We start from the raw sequence: 16,486 nt of genomic DNA, 5'->3' as shown, positions 1-16,486 counted from the left end.
GCGTCTGAACGCGCTGGCGAGCCGGGCATAATCGGATGAGAAGAAACGTCGTACCGGAAAAGCAAACGCGGGTGGTAGCGCAATGCGCTACCACCCGCGTTCTGCTTGCGGATGAGGGATATAGTCAGTGACTTCGATTCAGGCTTTGCACGAACGCCGCGACGCGTTGGCAGGCATCGTCGAGCCGTGCCTCATCGACGACAAATCCGAAGCGCACAAAGCCATTCGCCGTCTCGCCGAACGCACTTGCGTCCAGCAATGCGACGCCCTGGCTGCGAAACAGTTGCCACGTGAAATCGTACGCGTTCAGGCCGGTGCCCGTGACGTCGACCATCATGAACATGCCCGCTTCCGGCAACAGACAGCGCAAGCCCGGCACGCGCCGCAAGCCTTCGTAGACCACGTCGCGGCGGCGCCGGTAGATGGCGCGCATGTCGGCGACGATCTGCGGCTTGTTCTCAAGCGCGGTGAGCGCCGCCTCCTGGATGAACCCCGGCAGGCCGTAGAGCATACACAGCGCGAGGCGTTCCAGATGACCGATCAGTGCCGCAGGCCCGCAAGCCCAACCCGCGCGCCAGCCAGGCATCGCGTGCGACTTCGACAGACTACCCAATGTGAGCGTACGTTCCGCCATGCCGGGCAGCGCCGCGATGCTCACGTGCTCGTGGTCAAACGTGAGATCCGCGTAGACTTCGTCGGACAGCACCCACAGGTCGTGCTCGCAAGCCAGTTTCGCGATGCGTTCGAGATCCGCGCGCGGCATCACGACGCCGGTGGGGTTGCAGGGTGTGGCGAAGAAAATGGCTTTGGTGCGCGGCGTGATCGCGGCTTCGAGCGCATCGCAATCGAGGTGAAACTGGCGAGCGGGATCGACCGGCACAGGCACCAGCGTCGCGCCCGACGCACGCACGCTCGCCTCGTAGGTGAGATACATCGGCTCGGGCACGATGACTTCGTCGCCCGCTTCGCACAGGCACATCGAAGCGGCAAACAGACCGTTCTGCGCGCCGGCCACGACAATGACATTCTCCGCCGAGACGGATTGGCCAGTGGTTCGCGCGCACTCCCGCGCGATCGCCGCCCGCAGCGCGGGGCGGCCCGCCACTTCCGTGTAGTGCGTATCGCCGTCGCGCAACGCCTTCACCGCGCGTTCGACGATCACCGCCGGCGTGGCGAAATCCGGATCGCCAACGCTCAGCAGAATCACATCCTCGCCATTAGCCTGCGCTTTCTGCGCCGCGTAGTGAATCTCCCACGCCGACGTCCGCTTGCCTTGCAAGCGTTCCACCAGCTTCGAATACTCCATCCCCGCCTCCTTGGGTCGTAATACGTCTCGTGCAAATCAACGTGCGGAGCGAACCGGCACACGATGCTCCAGATAGCCGAACGCTCTTTCGATCACGATGGCAAGCACCACGTAAATCACGGCGATGGCGAGCAGCGGCTCGTAGGTGCGCAAGGTTTGACCGCGAATGTAGTTCGCCGCGCCCAGCACATCCATGACGGCGACCGTGGATGCGAGTGCGGTCGACTTCAGCAGCATGACCGTCTCGCCCGCCAGCGTCGGCAGCAGAATCTGAATGGCGCGCGGCAGCCAGACACGGCGCACAATCACGCGTGGACGCATGCCCATGGCGCGGGCCGCTTCGATCTCGCCTTTCGGCACGGCTCGCAGTCCTGCGCGCAGCACTTCACCGACATAGGCGCCCACGCTGATCACGAGAGCCAACGCGACATACCAGAAGCCGTCGCGCAGAAACGGCCAGAGGAAGGTCTCGCGCAGCCAGGGCCAGCCGGAAAACAGCGACCCGAGTCCGTAGTAGAAAACGTAGATCTGCACGAGCAGCGGCGTGCCGCGGATGACTTCAGTGAAGCCTTTGCTCAGGTACGCGAGCAGCCGGTTTTGCGAGATTCGCGCGAACGCGACAGCGATCGCCAGCAGAAATCCCAGCACGCCTGAAATGATGAGCAGCTTGAGTGTGGTGACCACACCCAGCAACAGCATCGACCCATACGACGACAACACACTCCATTCCATAGCAGGTACCCGGCAAAAGTTCGACCAGCGGCAATCAGGAATTCGGCAATCAGGAACTCGGCATCCAGCGACCAAAGCGGCGCTCGATCTCGCGAAACAGGATGTTGGATAGCGACGTAATGATGAAATACACGGCCGCCACCAACAGGTAATAGCGCAGATATTCCCGCGTCGAGCCCGCCGCCTGCTTGGCCGTGCTCAGCAGTTCGTTGTAGCCCACCACGCTGATGAGCGCGCTGTCCTTGACGAGAATGAGCCACAGGTTCGCGAAGCCGGCCAGCGCGTAGGGTGCCATCGCGGGCAGGATCACACGGCGCAGCACGAGGCCCGGCCGCGCGCCAAATACCCGGCCGGCCTCGATCTGTCCATAGGGAATGGCAAGAATCGCACCGCGAATGATTTCCGACGCGTACGCGCCCTGCACGATGCCGAGCACGATCACCGCTGCCGCGAAGCCGTTGACGCTGACAGGTCCGACACCGACCGCCGAGATCAGCAGATTGACGGCGTCGGTACCCGCGAAGTAGAGCAGGAGAATCAGCAGCAATTCCGGCACCGCCCGGCACAACGTGGTGTAAGCCTGCGCGATCCGCACGAGCGGCTGAATGCCGGAGAGCTTCGCAAACGCGCCGAGCAGGCCCAACACGATACCCACCAGAAATGCCCCGAACGAAATTTCCAGCGTGACGACCGCGCCTTGCAGCATCGCCACGCCCCAGCCGTCAGGGTCCATGCCCAGATACGCTACCCATGTGTCGAAGTTCAACGCATCCCCCTGCTTGTCTCTACTGTTTTGATATCAATGTGGCCAGAGATCGACCGGGAAGTACTTCTCCGAGATCTGGGTGTATTTGCCCGAATCGTGCAACTGCGTGAGCGCCTGGTCGATGCGCGTTCTCAGTGCCGTGTCATTTTTACGCAAGCCGGCGCCCACACCCAGGCCATACTTCAGCGGGTCCATTTTGATGCTGCCGGTCCCTTTCTCTTCGAGCGTCGCCCCGTCTTTCGACTTCAGAAAATCGATGTCGCCGACCTTGTCCATGAACATGACGTCGATGCGGCCGGCAAGCAGATCGGCATTGCAATCATCCTGCGTGTTGTAGACACGGATGGTGGACGTTTTGCCGTAAGCCGACTGGACGAATTCCGCATTGGTCGTGGAACCCTGCACGCCGATGGACTTGCCTGCCAGACCGGCGGGCGTCAGCGTCAGTTTCACATTCTTCGGCGCGACGAAAATCCCCGTCGTCTCATAGTACGGGCGCGAGAAGGCGATGACCTTCTGACGTTCCGGGCTGATCCCCATCGAGTTGAAGATCACGTCGAACTTGTTGTCCAGCAAGGCGGGGATGATGCCATCCCACGCCACTTCCTTGATCTCGCACTTGGCGTTCATCTGCGCGCAGAGCGCCCGGATCAGATCGGGCTCGAAGCCGGTGAACTGCCCGGAGGGCGTCTTGACCAGAAACGGCGGATAAGGCTCCGCGGCAACGCCGAAACGCAGCGTGTCCTGAGCTGCGGCGGCGGGCGCCGCAAAGGAACACAACGTCACGCCGAGGGAGGTCAGCAAAGCCAGATGGCGAAGCATTCGTTTCATGGTCGATCCTTTCCTGAGGAAGGGTGGTTGCAAAGAGGAAGTTTCAATCGCGGGCGTATAGCCAAAGACATCTTCGTTGCGCCCTCGGGTACGGCATTCAATGACGCTGTTTATGGGCCGTGACGAATTGACGGCAACGCTCGCTGCTCGGCGTGTCGAAAATCTCGCTGGGCGCGCCGCTCTCTTCCACGCGGCCTTGATGAAGAAACATGATTTTGCTGGACACGTCGCGCGCAAATTCCATTTCATGTGTGACGAGGATCATCGTGCGGCCTTCGCACGCGAGATCGCGGATCACCTTCAGGACTTCGCCCACGCGTTCGGGGTCGAGCGCGGAGGTGGGTTCGTCGAATAACATGACTTTCGGGCGCATGGCCAGCGCACGCGCAATCGCCACGCGCTGCTGTTGTCCACCGGAGAGAAACGCGGGATAAACGTCGCGCTTGTCGATGAGCCCCACGCGTTCGAGCAGTTGCTCGGCGCGGCCCACCACTTCCGCGCGCGCTTCGCCCAGTACATGGATGGGCATCTCGATCACGTTTTCGAGCACGGTGCGGTGCGCCCAGAGATTGAAATTCTGAAAGACCATGCCGAGTCGCGTACGAATCCGTTCGACCTGGCGCGGGTCCCTTGCGACCGGCCGGCCCTTGCGATCGACGCCGAGCTGGATCTGCTCGCCGTCAACCGTTATCGTTCCCTGCGAAGGCACTTCAAGAAGATTAATGCAGCGAAGCAAGGTACTTTTTCCAGAACCGCTCGCGCCGATCAGCGAAATCACTTCGCCTTCCCGCGCGGTGAGCGACACGCCTTTGAGAACTTCCAACTCCCCGAAACTCTTGTGGAGATTCTCGATACGCACCCGCTCCTGTGCCGCCACCGTTATTCGACTACTGCCATTTACCGAGGCCAGCATTCTGTCTCCTTCGCAAGCGTCTCGCGCCGACGGAACCGTGATGAGTTATCTGGCGGACAACTCCCCTTCATGTGAGGCTGAGTATATGGCTTGTTGAACAACGGTTCAACAGTTTTCATAAATAATCGAGATCAGTTTTTGCCCTGATGGGAGGGACCCTGGCGGAGATCGCGCAAGCCGTCACGAAAGCTTGCGCGTGCGGCTTCCAACGCCGCCTCGACGATACCCGTGCAGACAATAGTTTCTAATTGAACGATCGTTCTACGCTCACATATAATCGATCAATCGACGACCCTTGAAGGCAATCACGTGAAAAAGACCATCGGCAACGAATCCGTCCCCACACGCGGCCGTGGGATCCGTGAAAACCCGGCCGTCCGTCAGCAATCGATCATCGACGCCACCATGCGCTGCATCGCGCGTTATAGCTATTCGGAAACCACGATCGACCGTATCTGTTCCGAGGCGAAAGTATCGCGAGGACTCATCAACCATCACTTCCAGTCGAAAGACGAACTGATGGCGCAAACCTACAAGCGGCTCGCCGCCGATCTGCTGGACGTGTCGAGAGCGGCAGCAGCGAAAGCGTCCACGCCGGCGGACAAGCTCGATGCGATCATACGGGTCTGTTTTGCGGCGCCCGTCTTCGCGCCGAAAAACGTCAAGGTGTGGCTCGGATTCTGGAGCGTCGCGCACAGTGATCCGGTGATTCGCAAAGCGCACAAGGAGTTGTACGCGAGCTACCGTCTTGCGTTGACCCGATTGTTCGACCAGATTGGCGAGACGCAGAAGACGCCTATTGATAGTGAACTTGCCGCGCTGACATTGACGGCGGTCATCGACGGATTCTGGCTCGAACTGGCGCGCGACCCCGCGTCGTTCACGGCCGATGAAGCGCTAAGCGGATGCATGCAGGTCGTCAACAGCTTTCTGTCACCGTCCAAGGCGGATAAAAAGCGGGGCGCACCGGTTCACGCCTCCGCTTGACCCACTTCACGCCTTACCGAACCATTAATTCAATCAGGTGAGGTGTGCCGCGCTGCGCGGCGGCGGCCAATGTCTGCGCGAGCGGCGCACCAGCGTCGATACGCTCCGCTGACCAGCCATAAGCCTCAGCAATGGCAACAAAGTCCGGCGTGTGCAGATCGACGCCGATCGGCTCGACACCGCGACCCAGCATTGCGCTTTTGATTTCGCCGTAACCGCCGTTGTTCAGCAGCAGCACGATCAGGTTCGCGCCATGCTGGTACGCGGTACCCAGTTCACCCAGCGTGAACTGAAAGCCGCCGTCGCCGGCGAGACACACCACCTTTCGCGCGGGTTCCGCGAGGCTCGCGCCAATAGCCGCCGGCAACCCGTAGCCCAATGAGCCGAAACCGACCGACGCATTGAACCAGGCGCGCGGTCGCGGCGCTTCATACCCGAGGTTGCCCGAGTACACGAGGCGCGTGGAATCGCCCACGATCAGCGCTTGCGGCAGCACCTGGCTCACTTCCGCCAGCATGCGCAGATCGCTCGAGGTGATTGCATCCAGTTCGCTCATGCCCGCGGCGCGACATGCCGCCGCCCGGCTTGCGCCTGCATTGGCACGCAGGCCGGCGAGCCCGTCTCGCCGCAGCGCTCGCAGCGTTTCGCCGACATCGCCGGCTAACGGCAACGTCGGCATCGCGTTGCGAAACAGTTGTTGAGCGTCGATGTCGATTCGCAGCAGGTTGGCCGGCTTTTCGAAGCTGCCATCCGCGTAGAGATCGTAATCGGTCGGGCCGAGCTCCGTGCCGAGCGCGATCACCAGATCGCTCTCGCGCATCATTGCGCGTACCGCGGCGCTGGATGCGGACAGTGAGATCGCGAGCGGGTGGCCGGCGGGCAAGATGCCGCGTCCGTTGATCGTCATGACGACGGGCGCATCGAGCATTTCGGCGAGCCATTGCACTTCGGCAGCAGCACCCAGCGCGCCGCCACCCGCAAAAATCACCGGCAAGCGCGACTTTTCCAACGCGATGCGCGCGTCTTCGATTGCTTGCGACGCCGCCGGCCCCGCCTTCGCGCGAGGCGGCGCTGGCGGAATAGCCGGCAGATCGAGCGCGTCGGCATTGATCACGTCCAGCGGCAACTCGATATGCACCGGCCGCGGACGCCCACTCGAAAAAACCGCGAACGCGCGCGCGATAACTTGCGACAGCTCTTCCGCGCGCGTAATCGTGTGACTGAATTCGGCGACACCACTCGTGAACGTCCGCTGATCAGGCATCTCGTGCAAGTGGCCGTTGCCGGAACCGAGTTTGCCCAGTGCGTTGACGCTCGAGATCACCAGCATGGGAATCGAATCGGCATAAGCCTGCGCCATCGCCGTGGCGATATTGGTCATGCCCGGTCCCGTGATCACGAAGCACACACCTGGCCGCCCGCTCGCGCGCGCGTAGCCGTCGGCCATGAATCCCAGCCCCTGCTCATGGCGCGCCGTGATATGGCGTATCCGGCTTCCCGCCAACCCGCGATACAGGTCGATGGTGTGGACGCCGGGAATGCCGAAGACGGTGTCCACGCCGTAGGCCGCGAGGAGCTCGACGAGGTACATACCCACTGTTTTCATATCATTTCATCCGTCAGTGTGGAGATTCATTCAATGCGTCACGCCAGCCGGCGCGACCTGTAAGCATCGCTCGATCATCACGATGCGAGACCGGGGAGAAGCTCACGCACGCCTTGCGCGAGCATCTGAAACGCGATGGCTGTCAACACGATGCCCGACAGCCGCTCCACCAACACCTTGCTCGCCACACCGAGCCGGTTGCACCAGAGACCGGACAACGCATACGCGAGCCCGATAGCCGCCGCGTGCGCGACACACAGGGCACTGATGAGGAATCGGTCGCCAATCGTATCAAACCGCGCCGCGGTCGCGATTACAAGCGAGATGACCGCACTGCCGATCGATAGCGGAAAGATCAAAGGCACGGCGATGAAGTTGCGCCATTGCGCGTATTCGAGCTTGAGCCCGGTACCGTCCCCCCCGCCGCCGATTGCGCCATGCATCATCGGAATGGACCACAGGCAGAGGACGAGGCCGCCAGTCAGCGTCAAAGCGCCAGGCGTCAGGCCGAAGAGCCGCAAGACGAACTGCCCTCCCCATGCGGCGCCGACCATCAGCGCGCCGATCCACGCAAATAAGCGCAGCGCTATCTGGCGTTGGATCGACGCGGGAAAGTGGCCAGTCACGGCGGCATACATCGGCATGGCGACGGGCGGGCAAAACATCGTCAGCAGACTCATCACGAATACCATCACGTCACTGGACGACATGGTCATGGCGTCGGCTCTCCTTGCTCAAAGGCCGGCACGACGCAATGCTTCGCGCGCGATCGTGTTGCCGGGTTTCGTCGGCGGTTCGCTTTTCGGGGCGCCGCCAAAGGCGCCGATTGCTGGTCGCACTCCGATTACCACCACTCCTTCGCGTTTCATCGCGTCTCCTTGTTATGCGCCGGCCTTGATCAGTCCGATGCTGGCCGGTGGATCAGCCGATTTCCGCACCGAGCTGCGGGACGACGTCGAACAGATCGCCCACGAGGCCGTAATCGGCGACGCTGAAAATCGGCGCTTCTTCGTCTTTATTGATCGCCACGATCACTTTGCTGTCCTTCATGCCGGCCAGATGCTGGATCGCGCCCGAGATGCCGACCGCCACGTACAGTTGTGGTGCGACAATCTTGCCGGTTTGCCCGACCTGATAGTCGTTCGGTACGAAGCCCGCATCCACTGCTGCGCGTGAGGCGCCCAGCGCTGCGTTCAGCTTGTCGGCCAGCGGTTCCAGAACCTTGGTGTAGTTCTCGCCGTTGCCCAGACCACGGCCACCCGAAACGATGATCTTCGCCGAGGTCAGTTCCGGACGATCCAGCTTCGTCACTTCACGGCTCACGAACTGCGACAGGCCGGTGTCCGCCGCCGCTTCGATCTTCTCGACCGTTGCGCTGCCGCCTTCGGCTGACACTGGGTCGAAGCCGGTCGTGCGGACTGTGATGACCTTGATCGGGTCTTGAGATTGAACCGTCGCGATCGCGTTGCCAGCGTAGATCGGGCGCTCGAACGTGTCGGCGCTGTCCACCGCGGTGATGTCGCTGATCTGCGCGACATCCAGCTTCGCTGCGATACGCGGGGCGATGTTCTTGCCGTAGGCGGTGGCCGGCGCGAGGATATGCGAGTAGTCCCTCGCGATGTTCAGCACGGTCGCTTCGACGTTTTCTGCCAGGCCCGCTTCGAGTTGCGGCGCGTCGGCCAGCAATACTTTGCTAACGCCTGCAATCTTTGCTGCTGCATCCGCTGCGGCTTGCGCGTTGTGACCCGCGACCAGCACGTGAATGTCGCCACCAATCTTTTGCGCCGCTGCGATCGTGTTCAGCGTCGCGGCCTTGATCGACGCGTTGTCGTGTTCTGCTACTACAAGATTCACCAGATTCGTCATTTCGTCAGTCTCCTTACAGCACCTTGGCTTCGGTCTTCAGCTTCTCGACCAGCGTCTTCACATCCGGCACCTTCACACCGGCGGAGCGCTTGGGCGGCTCGACAACCTTCAGCGTCTTCAGGCGCGGCGTGACGTCAACACCCAGATCTTCAGGCTTGACGACTTCCAGCGGCTTTTTCTTCGCCTTCATGATGTTCGGCAGCGTCACGTAGCGCGGCTCGTTCAGGCGCAGGTCGGTGGTGATGACTGCGGGGAGCTTCAAAGACAGCGTTTCCGCGCCGCCGTCAACTTCGCGCGAAACGGTAGCCTTGCCGTCTGCCACGACAACCTTCGACGCGAACGTCGCTTGCGGCAGACCGGCCAAAGCAGCCAGCATCTGACCGGTCTGATTTGAATCGTCGTCGATCGCCTGCTTGCCGAGAATCACCAAAGACGGTTGCTCTTTATCAACCACCACCTTCAGCAGCTTAGCGACAGCCAGCGGCTGCAATTCTTCAGTCGACTCAATCAGAATCGCACGATCCGCGCCGATCGCCAGCGCCGTGCGCAGCGTTTCCTGCGCTTGCGCAACGCCGCAAGAAACGGCCACTACCTCGCTGACAACGCCCGCTTCCCTTAACCGCACCGCCTCCTCAACCGCGATCTCATCAAACGGATTCATCGACATCTTCACGTTCGCGAGGTCGACGCCCGTGCCGTCCGATTTGACCCGGACTTTCACGTTGTAGTCCGTCACCCGCTTCACCGCGACCAATACTTTGAAACTCATGTCACCACCCTTATCAAATTGACCCGTCGTGTTAGCCGGCCTGGAGAACGCGCGGCAGCGGATTCATTTCCGCGTCGAAATCGTCAAGCGACGGGAAAGAATGCGGTTCGAGCTCATCGAGCTTCGTCAGATAGTCGCGATAGGATTCCAGCAGTTTTTCGCGCTCACGCTGTGCGAGATACGGAACGTGATAAGCGACGAACGACGGCAACACGTCGAAGCCCGCGTATCCCAGCGTGCCGCGCAACACATGTCGCATCATCAGATCCATGTCGCCGTGAACACCGTTCGAGTCGAACATGAAATCGCGGCCTCCGCAGGTATAGGCCAGCAACGCGCGCTTGCCGCGCATTCCGCCGCGATCGTAGAAGCGCAATCCGCCATAGATCCTGCCGGAGACGAACACCCGGTCGATCCAGCCTTTCATGATGGCGGGCATGGAACACCAGAAAAGCGGAAAGCTGAAAATCACCAGATCGCAAGCGAGCAGCTTTTCAAGCTCATCGGCGATATCCGGCGCAATCGCCTCTGCCGCCACGTTCTGCCGCTGCTCCAGTGCGTAGACCAGATAGTCCTCGTTATTGCGCACGCCGAAATCCGCGGCACTTGCCACCGGGTTCCAGTTCATCGCATAGAGGTCGGACTCCATCACTTCATGTCCGAGCGCCCGCATGGTCTGCGCGGCGCATCGTTGCATCGAAGCCGTGAAAGATTGCGGTTCGGGATGCGCGTGTACGATCAATACTTTCATGTCGAGATTTCTCCAGGGCAACACAGAACAGATGGTTTCGCCCGACGAATGTGCCGGCGAATGAATGAGGGGACGCGCGCTGTATCCGCCTTCCTCCCCTGCTGCACCAACCAGTCAATCCGCATTCGACTCACCCGGCAAAGCCCCGCAGGCCGGGCGTCTTCAAATTTGGGTTGAACGTTCATTTAATAGAATTTATACTACGCCAGAACGCGGGCCACAAGTAGCGGCGACCCTGCCGGTTACCCGAGACGATCAAAGGAGAGAGGCAAGCACCATGATCAACGGCGACATTCGCATCGAACAGCGCGATGGCATCAGAACAATACGTCTGGACAGGCCGTCGCGACGCAACTCGCTGGCTCGTCCACATCTCGACTTCCTGACTGAAACGTTGCAGGCCGATTCGGCCGACCCTTCTATCCGGTGTCTGGTCATCACGGGTACCGGTCAGGCATTTTGCGCGGGCGCCGACGTCGACGAATGGGCGCAGGCCGAAGCCAACGGCGAGCTGGACACCTACGGATGGACTGATAAAGCCCATGCGTTTGTCAAGCAACTTGCCAGCTTCCCTCGTCCCACGATTGCCGCGCTGAACGGATCGGCTGTCGGCGCCGGCACCGACATCGCGTTCGCGTGTGATTTCCGCATCGCCAGTTCGGTGGCGTCGCTGCGTTGCGGCTATACGGGCATGGGCTATAGTCCCGACATGGGCGGCTCATGGTTTCTCCCCCGCATTGCACGGCCAGATGTCGTCAAGCGTTTCATCTTTCTCAACGAACGTTGGTCGGCACACGACGCGCAGGCAGCGGGCCTCGTCTCCGAGGTCGTCGATGAGGCTCACTTAACGCAGCATGTCGCCGCTTTCGCGGAACGGCTCGCAATCGGCCCCAGCGTCGCGTTTGGCCACACCAAGGCGCTTCTCGCGCGTTCGCTTGCCGCCACGCTTGAAGAGCAGCTAGAACGGGAACTGAGCGCAGGCGTCGCGTGCGGACACAGCGAAGACGGTCAGGAAGCATTGCGTGCGTCGGTCGAAGGGCGCGCTCCACGGTTTGCAGGGAGATAATTCATGGATTTTTCGCTTACGCATGAGCAGGAAATGTTGGTGTCGTCCGTGCGCACTTTCGTGGAAAAGGAAATGCAACCGCACGAATTCGCCGTGGACCGCGCGGATGAAGTCCCCACCGAGCTCGCCACGTCGATTCGCAAGAAAGCGATCGAACTCGGCCTGTACGCTTTCAACATGCCCGACAGTGTGGGCGGAGCCGGGCTCGACTATGTGACGCAGGCGCTTGTCGAACGTGAGCTGGGCCGCACGAGTTGGGCGCTGCACGTATTCGTCGGCCGCCCGAGCAAGATTCTGATGGCCTGCAAGGGAGAGCAGATCGAGCGGTATCTGAAGCCAACCGTGCGCGGTGAACTCGTCGACTGCTTCGCACTGACCGAGCCAGGCGCCGGTTCAGACGCCATGGGTATCCGCACTCGCGCGATACGCGACGGCGACGACTACGTGATCAACGGCAGCAAGCATTTCATCAGCCACGCGGAAACAGCGGACTACATCATTCTCTTTGCCGTCTCTGGCGAAGAGGAGGTCCGCGGCCGCAAACGCAAACAGGTGACCTGCTTTCTCATCGACAAAGGCACACCCGGCATGACGATACGGCGCGGGCCGCATTGCACGAGCTTGCGCGGCTACCACCAGTCGGAGATCTTTCTGTCCGACTGCCGGGTCAGCGCCAGGCAGATCCTCGGAGAAGAACATCGCGGCTTCGAACTCGCGAGCGAGTGGCTGACCGCGGGCCGGGTCATGGTGGCCGCCAATAACATCGGCCGCGCGCAGCGCGCCTTTGAAATGGCTGCGGAATGGGCCGCCACGCGGGAACAATTCGGCAAACGCATCGGCGAATTCCAGGGCACTTCGTTCAAGCTGGCCGACATGGCCACGGAGATCCGCGCCGCCGAACTGGTCACCCTGTTCACGGCGGACAAACTCGACAAAGGCACGATGACCAACGGCGACGCCGCGCTCGCCAAGGTGCTCTCCACCGAAACGCTGGGCCGCGTGACCGACCACGCGGTGCAGATTTACGGCGGCATGGGACTGATGGACGAACTGCCGATCGAGCGCTTCTGGCGCGATGCGCGTATCGAGCGGATCTGGGAAGGCACGTCCGAAATCCAGCGACACATTCTTTCGAAGGAAATCCTGCGCCGCTACAGCTGATAGTACGCAGCAGACGCCAGTCGACGCGGGGTGCCCGGCAACCGTTGGGTCGGCCCCGCGCGCATACGAACCACACACCGGATGCGATAGATACGCGTCCTGACTCAACAACGAGACAAGTCATGGCAACTCTTTCCGCCGCCGGTCGCGACGACCTGGTTTCCGCGAATCTGCGCCGTCTTCTCAATCCTTCCCATATTGCGTTTGTCGGCGGCCGCGGTATCGCCGGCGCCGTCAAGCGCTGCCGCGAGTTCGGCTTTGCGGGCGAGATCTATCTGGTCAACCCGACGCACAGCGCCATCGACGGCGTGCCCTGCTATCGAAGCATCGCGGACTTGCCGCATGCGCCGGATGCGGCGTTTATCGCCGTATCCGGCGCCGCGTCAGTCGATGTCGTGCGTGAGCTTGCCGCTCGTGACGCCGGTGGGTGCATCGTTTACGCTTCGGGATTTTCGGAGACCGGCTCCGACGGCGCAGCCTTGCAGGCGCGCCTGCTCGACGCGGCCGGCAACATGGCCGTTCTCGGCCCGAACTGTTATGGCTTGCTCGACTGCCTGAACGGCGCGTCGATGTGGCCTGTCGCGCACGGCGCAGCGCGCGTGGAGCAAGGTGTCGCGGTGATCACGCAAAGCGGCAACCTTGCGTACAACCTCTCGATGAGCACGCGTGCGGTTCCGTTCGCCTATCTGGTCAGCGTCGGCAATCAGGCGGCCATCGACGTCGCGCGACTCATCGATGCGTTCCTCGACAACCCCAGGATCAAGGCAATCGGCGTCCATCTGGAAGGGCTGAAGAATGTGCGCGCGTTCAGCGAAGCCGCGTCGCGAGCGCTTGCGAAGGGTGTGCCGATTGTTGCGCTCAAGACCGGCGTGTCGAAGCTCGGCGCCGCGCTCGCGTTGAGCCATACGAGTTCGCTCGCGGGTTCGGACGAACTCTATGGCGCGCTCTTCGAGCGGCTCGGCATCATTCGCGTCAAGGATCCGGTTGGACTGGTCGAGACACTGAAGCTGCTGGCGATCGGCGGTGTGCCGAAGAACCGCAAGCTCGCGGCGCTCGCCACTTCGGGTGGCGATGCAGGTCTGGTCGCCGATCTCGCCGAAGCCTACGACATCGAATTTCCGCCGGTGACGGCGCGCGCCCGCGAAACGCTGCAACGCGTCCTGCCGAGCTATGCGAACATCGCCAATCCACTCGATTTCACGACAACGCCCTGGGGCAATCCCGAGGCCATGCGAGTCTGCTGCGACGCGCTGCTCGGCGACGCGCCTGGTGCCACGCCCGGCGCCGCGGCCATGATCCTCGACTATCCGAAGGAAAACACCGGCGAGCGTCCACTGTGCGATATCGCCGCCGATGCATTCGCGGACTCGGCGCGTCGCCACGGCGTGACAGGCGCAATGATTTCGGTGTTTCCCGACCTCACGCCGCCGGAGCACGCAGCGCGCATGGTCGCTGCCGGCATCGCGCCGCTTCAGGGTCTTGCCGAAGGCATCGCGGCGCTCGGTGCGGCAATGTGGTACGGCACGACGCGTCAACGCGTACTCGATACGGACAGCCTGTCCGCGTTGCCGATTTTGCAGGTTGGCGGCGACGCGGGCAGTAGCCGCCTGCACGACGAATGGGACAGCAAGTGCATGCTGAGCCCGTACGGCCTCAGCGTGCCGGCGGGAGAACTCACGACACCCGCTCTGGCGCCGGAGGTCGCGCAGCGACTCGGCTTTCCTGTGTGTGTGAAAGTCGTGAGCGAACATCTGCCTCACAAAACCGAAGCGGGCGCGGTGGCGCTCAAGCTGAATTCGCCGCAGGCCGTGACGGACGCCGTCGAGCGAATGACGCGGAGTGTCGCCCGTTATGCGCCCGACGTGAAGGTCGAGCATATTCTGGTGGAGCGTATGGCGTCCGCGCCGTTGCTCGAACTGATTGTCGGCGTGAAACGCGAGGCGGATTTTGGTCTCGCGCTGGTGGTCGGCAGCGGTGGTGTGCTGGTCGAGTTGATCCGCGACACGGTGACGATGTTGCTGCCGGTCCGCGAAGAAGAGGTACGCTCCGCGCTGCTGCGTCTCAAGCTGGGTCCGCTGCTGACCGGCTATCGAGGCACGGAGCCCGCTGATCTGGATGCGGTCGTACGCAACATCATGGCCGTGGCCCGCTTTGCCGAAGCTCATGCGCAGACGCTGGTGGAACTGGACGTGAATCCGTTGCTCGTGCACGCGCAAGGCGCTACGGCGGTGGACGCACTCGTACGGCTAGAAGTTTAGGAGCGGTTTTCGAAGTCCGCTTCGGTCATACCGATCGAAGCGGACTTGTTCCCAGATCGTGTTGAAGGCGTGCGCCGTTGCTGTCGGCACACGCGGGCGCACATCAGAAATTGTGGCGCATACCGACGCGAACCGCGGTCTGATTGCGGCTCAACGAAGGCGTGAAGCTATAGCCGATCACCGCATCCACGCCACTCGAGGCGCGCATCCAGTCGACGCCCGCATACACGTCAGTCCGTTTGGACAGCGAGTAGTGCGAGCCCAATGCTACCTCGTGCCAGTGGTGCCCCTCGAACGTCGTGTATTGATAGCCGGCGATCAACGCCAGATCCACCATGGCCTGGTATTGCAAGCCGGTTTCGTAGACGCGCATGGTCGACGAATTGCCAAAGCCCTTGAACGTCGTATTGCTGAAGTCGCCGCTCACGGTCAGCTTGTCGAACACATACGACGCACCGATCCCAAAGATAGACTGGGAATCGATCTGGAATGGCGTGCCCGAATACAGGTCCGTCACAGCACCCGTTGCCGGATCGACGGTGGCGACCGTCTGGCCGAGCATGCTCGTCACGCCCATTTGTGCGTAGGGGTCGAGCGCGGCGAGACCCGTCGGCTTGTTCAGGCGAGTGTAGTTACCGCCCGCGGAGAAGTTACCGATCGAATACGTCGAGCCGACGCTCCATGAACTCCCATCGTGGAAATTGCCGGCAGTATTGCTGAACGAATACATGCCCCCGATCACGATGCCGTGAAAGTTATTGCTCACGAACTTGATGGAATTCTGCAGGCGGTCACCACTTTGCCGGTCGAGGTCACCCAGGTGTACGCCGTAGCCGTTGGCGAACGCGCTGACGTTGTAGTTCGCCGTGAAATCGTAGGCAAAGTCATACTGGTTGCCGAATGTCAGCGTCCCCCAGCTGTTGCCGAGCCCCACGTAAGCCTGCCGCCCGAACAACGCGCCGCCCTGATTGAGGCGCCCGGTCCCGAGCCGGAAACCGCTTTCGAGTTTGAACACGGCCGTGGCGCCCCCGCCCAGGTCCTCGGTGCCCATGAAGCCGATCCGGTTGCCGTAGGAGATCCCGTCATCGAAAAGGTACTGATGCGGGCCACCCGCGTTACTAACGTACGTCAGCCCTGCATCGATGATGCCGTACAACGTGACGCTGTTCTCCGCCAATGCGTGCGCGCTTGCCAGCAGGCCGGCCGCGCACGCAATCATGTATTTTTTATTCGTCTTCAAGGCTTCCGCTCCGTGAGTAGTGTCGTTGGATTTCGTCTTGTGCACGGCAAGCGCAGCGAAGGCGCAACGCATGCACTCGTTAGGGCGGCAAAACGAATGACCAACAGAGTCAACGACACATGCGGTCGCTCGAAGCCGTAGCCAAGTTTGACTGAACGAATGTTCAATAGCAAATAAAAATAAAAGGCTTGTTGCATGACGCGTATGTTGTCCACCACTTCGTATTGAAAATTC

16 protein-coding genes are annotated in these 16,486 nt (G+C 61.5%); 4 read left to right on the top strand and 12 right to left on the bottom strand.

The genetic code is table 11. From position 1 onward, the window contains the following. Positions 1–124: 124 nt before the first annotated feature. From PQR27_RS35795 to PQR27_RS35775, 5 genes are all read right to left on the bottom strand, one after another. Positions 125–1,306 (bottom strand): pyridoxal phosphate-dependent aminotransferase, encoded by a 1,182-nt coding sequence (locus tag PQR27_RS35795; RefSeq protein WP_408528250.1) that lies wholly within the window; start codon positions 1,304–1,306, stop codon positions 125–127. Between the two features lie 36 nt (positions 1,307–1,342). Beyond that, positions 1,343–2,038, bottom strand: a complete 696-nt coding sequence (locus PQR27_RS35790) for an ABC transporter permease (protein ID WP_408528249.1) — start codon at positions 2,036–2,038, stop codon at positions 1,343–1,345. 49 nt (positions 2,039–2,087) lie between these two features. After that, entirely contained in the window at positions 2,088–2,804 is a 717-nt protein-coding gene (locus PQR27_RS35785) for an ABC transporter permease (protein ID WP_408528248.1), read from the bottom strand. A gap of 33 nt (positions 2,805–2,837) precedes the next feature. After that, a complete protein-coding gene (locus tag PQR27_RS35780; RefSeq protein WP_408528247.1) occupies positions 2,838–3,635 on the bottom strand; it encodes a transporter substrate-binding domain-containing protein in 798 nt (265 codons plus the stop codon). 97 nt (positions 3,636–3,732) lie between these two features. Beyond that, positions 3,733–4,518, bottom strand: coding sequence for an ABC transporter ATP-binding protein (locus PQR27_RS35775; RefSeq protein ID WP_408528413.1), 786 nt, complete (start codon positions 4,516–4,518; stop codon positions 3,733–3,735). Positions 4,519–4,857: 339 nt separating this feature from the next. Between PQR27_RS35775 and PQR27_RS35770 the strand changes: the two genes are divergently transcribed. Continuing rightward, complete coding sequence (locus PQR27_RS35770) at positions 4,858–5,535, top strand: TetR family transcriptional regulator C-terminal domain-containing protein (RefSeq protein WP_408528246.1); 678 nt, start codon at positions 4,858–4,860, stop codon at positions 5,533–5,535. 13 nt (positions 5,536–5,548) lie between these two features. On the opposite strand, the gene PQR27_RS35765 is transcribed toward PQR27_RS35770, so the two are convergent. The 6 genes from PQR27_RS35765 to PQR27_RS35740 form a co-directional block, all read right to left on the bottom strand. Then, on the bottom strand, positions 5,549–7,141 hold the full coding sequence (locus PQR27_RS35765; protein WP_408528245.1) for a 5-guanidino-2-oxopentanoate decarboxylase: 1,593 nt from the start codon (positions 7,139–7,141) through the stop codon (positions 5,549–5,551). A 77-nt stretch (positions 7,142–7,218) separates the two neighbouring features. Then, on the bottom strand, positions 7,219–7,857 hold the full coding sequence (locus PQR27_RS35760) for a MarC family protein (protein WP_408528244.1): 639 nt from the start codon (positions 7,855–7,857) through the stop codon (positions 7,219–7,221). Positions 7,858–7,875: 18 nt separating this feature from the next. Next, complete coding sequence (locus PQR27_RS35755) at positions 7,876–8,010, bottom strand: hypothetical protein (RefSeq protein ID WP_408528243.1); 135 nt, start codon at positions 8,008–8,010, stop codon at positions 7,876–7,878. A gap of 52 nt (positions 8,011–8,062) precedes the next feature. Further along, positions 8,063–8,998 (bottom strand): electron transfer flavoprotein subunit alpha/FixB family protein, encoded by a 936-nt coding sequence (locus PQR27_RS35750; RefSeq protein WP_408528412.1) that lies wholly within the window; start codon positions 8,996–8,998, stop codon positions 8,063–8,065. Positions 8,999–9,020: 22 nt separating this feature from the next. After that, complete coding sequence (locus PQR27_RS35745; RefSeq protein WP_408528242.1) at positions 9,021–9,776, bottom strand: electron transfer flavoprotein subunit beta/FixA family protein; 756 nt, start codon at positions 9,774–9,776, stop codon at positions 9,021–9,023. Between the two features lie 31 nt (positions 9,777–9,807). Continuing rightward, on the bottom strand, positions 9,808–10,527 hold the full coding sequence (locus tag PQR27_RS35740) for an NAD(P)H-dependent oxidoreductase (RefSeq protein WP_408528241.1): 720 nt from the start codon (positions 10,525–10,527) through the stop codon (positions 9,808–9,810). A 277-nt stretch (positions 10,528–10,804) separates the two neighbouring features. Here PQR27_RS35740 and PQR27_RS35735 point away from each other — a divergent pair, with 277 nt between their 5' ends. The 3 genes from PQR27_RS35735 (at position 10,805) to PQR27_RS35725 (ending at position 15,012) form a co-directional block, all read left to right on the top strand. Then, positions 10,805–11,593 carry an enoyl-CoA hydratase-related protein gene (locus PQR27_RS35735; RefSeq protein WP_408528240.1) on the top strand — a complete coding sequence of 263 codons (789 nt, stop codon included), beginning with the start codon at positions 10,805–10,807 and terminating at the stop codon, positions 11,591–11,593. Between the two features lie 3 nt (positions 11,594–11,596). After that, on the top strand, positions 11,597–12,754 hold the full coding sequence (locus tag PQR27_RS35730) for an acyl-CoA dehydrogenase family protein (RefSeq protein WP_408528239.1): 1,158 nt from the start codon (positions 11,597–11,599) through the stop codon (positions 12,752–12,754). Between the two features lie 122 nt (positions 12,755–12,876). After that, entirely contained in the window at positions 12,877–15,012 is a 2,136-nt protein-coding gene (locus tag PQR27_RS35725) for an acetate--CoA ligase family protein (protein ID WP_408528238.1), read from the top strand. A 103-nt stretch (positions 15,013–15,115) separates the two neighbouring features. Here the strand turns inward: PQR27_RS35725 and PQR27_RS35720 are convergent, their stop codons facing one another. Next, a complete protein-coding gene (locus tag PQR27_RS35720; RefSeq protein WP_408528411.1) occupies positions 15,116–16,231 on the bottom strand; it encodes a porin in 1,116 nt (371 codons plus the stop codon). Positions 16,232–16,486 lie beyond the last annotated feature (255 nt).

It is taken from the genome of Paraburkholderia fungorum, assembly GCF_046027215.1.
Classification (GTDB): domain Bacteria; phylum Pseudomonadota; class Gammaproteobacteria; order Burkholderiales; family Burkholderiaceae; genus Paraburkholderia; species Paraburkholderia fungorum_D.
Note: the sequence above shows the minus strand (reverse complement) of the source record. Positions and strands in the feature narration are given on the sequence as shown.